Consider the following 2651-nt stretch of genomic DNA (forward strand, 5'->3'; position numbering starts at 1 on the left):
TATCCGTGTACTGTTCGGCCAGCCGACCTTGAAGGCGCTGGCCGCTGCGGTTGGCAGCGGTCGCGATGTGGAGGTGCCGGACAACGGCATCCTGCTGGGAAGCACCCGGATCACGCCGTCGATGCTGCCGCTGGTGGCGCTGGACCAGGACGCCATCGACCGCATCGTGGCGACTGTGCCGGGTGGCGCGCGCAACGTGCAGGACATCTACCCCCTGGCGCCCTTGCAGGAGGGCATTCTCTATCACCATATTGCGGCGGCCGCGGGCGATCCGTACGTATTGCAGGCCACGTTCAGCATCGCCGACCGCGAGCGCCTGGACGCATTTGCCCACGCACTGCAAGCGGTGATCGATCGCCATGACATCCTGCGCACCAGCGTGGTCTGGGAAGGCCTCGATGAGCCTGTGCAGGTGGTCTGGCGCAAGGCGCAGCTGGCCGTGGAGGAGGTGATGCTGGCTGCGGCGACGGGGGATATCGCCGGGCAGCTGCGCGAGCGTTTCGACGCTTTGCACTACCGTCTCGACATGCAACAGGCGCCGCTGATGCGCATCGCCTTTGCCCATGACCCCGCCAACCAGCGCTGGGTGGCGCTGCTGTTGTTCCATCACATGGCCCTCGATCACACGGCGCTTGAAAGGGTGCGCCACGAGATGCAGTTGCATCTGCTGGGTCAGGCCGATCGTCTGGGCGAGGCGGCGCCTTTCCGCAACTACGTGGCCCAGGCGCGCCTGGGAAGCAGTCGCGAGGAGCATGAGGCATTTTTCCGCCAGATGCTCGGTGACATCGAAGAGCCGACGCTGCCTTTTGGCGTGCAGGACGTGCGCGGCAACGGCAGCGATATCGAAGAGGCCGGGTTGCACCTCGGTGCCGACCTGAGCCGTCGTCTGCGGGCTCAGGCCCGGGCACTGGGTGTGAGCGCGGCGAGCCTGCATCACCTGGCCTGGGCACGGGTGCTGAGCCAGGTGTCCGGCAAACCGGACGTGGTGTTCGGCACCGTGCTGATGGGGCGGATGCAGGGTGGTGACGGTGCCGAGCATGCGCTGGGCATGTTCATCAATACCTTGCCGTTGCGGGTGGACGTCGCAGAGCAGGATGTGCGCGGCAGTATCAAGGCGGCCCATGCCCGGCTGACCGGCCTGCTGGGTCATGAGCATGCCTCCCTGGCCCTGGCGCAACGTTGCAGCGGCGTGGTTGCGCCCATGCCGTTGTTCAGCGCCTTGCTCAACTACCGCCACAGCAATGCGGGGATGGACTCGAGCGATGCACTGGCGGCCTGGAACGGCATCGAAATCCTGAGCAACGAAGAGCGCACCAACTATCCACTGACCCTCTCGGTGGATGACCTGGGTGAAGGTTTCAGCCTGACCGCGCTGGCGGTGCCACGGATCGGCGCGCAGCGGATCTGCGCCTATATGAACGTGGTGCTGGAGAACCTGGTGTCTGCCCTGGAGCAAGCACCGCAGACGCCGTTGAGCCGCGTGTCGATCCTGCCGGCGAGCGAGCGTCGCCAACTGCTGCTGGAGTTCAACGCCACCACGCGTCGCTATCCACAGGACAGGACCGTCCACGGACTGTTCGAAGCCCTGGCGCAGGCCAATCCGCAAGCGTCGGCGGCGGTGCACGACTGCAACAGCCTGACGTATGCCGAACTCAACGCCAGGGCCAACCGCCTGGCTCGTCATCTGGCGGGCCAGGGCGTGCAGCCCGGGGACCGTGTGGCGATCCTGCTGGAGCGTTCACTGGAACTGTTGGTGAGTCAACTGGCGGTGCTCAAGTGCGCCGCCGTCTTCGTGCCACTGGATATCCATGCGCCGTTGGAACGCCAGCAGTTCATGATCGAAGACAGCGGGGCCAAGGTGCTGCTGACCCTCAGTTCCGCGAGTGTGGCCGAAGGCACTGCCCGGCTCGATCTGGATCGCCTGGAATTGGCTGACATCAGCGCCAACCTCGATCTGCCCCAGAGCACCGAAGCGGTGGCCTATATCATGTACACCTCCGGTTCCACCGGCACTCCCAAGGGGGTGCTGGTGCCGCATCGGGCAATCAATCGACTGGTGATCAACAACGGCTATGCCGATTTCAATGCCCGGGACCGGGTAGCGTTCGCCTCCAACCCGGCCTTCGACGCCAGTACCCTGGACGTCTGGGCGCCGTTGCTCAACGGCGGCTGCGTGGTGGTGGTCGACCAGGACGTGCTGTTGTCCCGGGAGCGTTTCGCCCGGTTGCTGACCGAGCAGCGGGTCAGCGTGCTGTGGATGACCGCCGGCCTGTTCCATCAGTACGCCGCCGGCCTGATGCCGGTGTTCAAGCACTTGCGTTACCTGATCGTCGGCGGTGATGTGCTCGATCCGGCGGTGATCGGCCGGGTCTTGAAAGAAGGCGCGCCGCAGCACCTGCTCAATGGCTATGGCCCGACGGAAGCCACCACATTCACCACGACCCACGAAATCAGAACCGTGGGCGAGGGCGGCATTCCCATTGGCCGTCCGGTGGGCAACAGCCGTGTCTACGTGCTGGACGCCCAGCTGCAACCGGTGCCGGTGGGCGTGGCGGGGGAGTTGTACATCGGTGGCGATGGCGTGGCGAAAGGGTATCTGAACCGCCCCGAACTGACCGCCGAGAAGTTCGTGACCGACCCGTTCAGCGCCG

1 protein-coding gene is annotated in these 2651 nt (G+C 65.4%); it reads left to right on the plus strand.

The window, feature by feature from the left end; all coding sequences use genetic code 11:
- Positions 1 to 2651 (plus strand): amino acid adenylation domain-containing protein (locus BT179_RS26165; protein WP_143148743.1); only part of this gene is annotated, 2651 nt, incomplete at both ends.

Origin of the sequence: Pseudomonas sp. NFACC43 (assembly GCF_900119645.1) — a bacterium.
In the GTDB taxonomy this organism is placed as follows: domain Bacteria; phylum Pseudomonadota; class Gammaproteobacteria; order Pseudomonadales; family Pseudomonadaceae; genus Aquipseudomonas.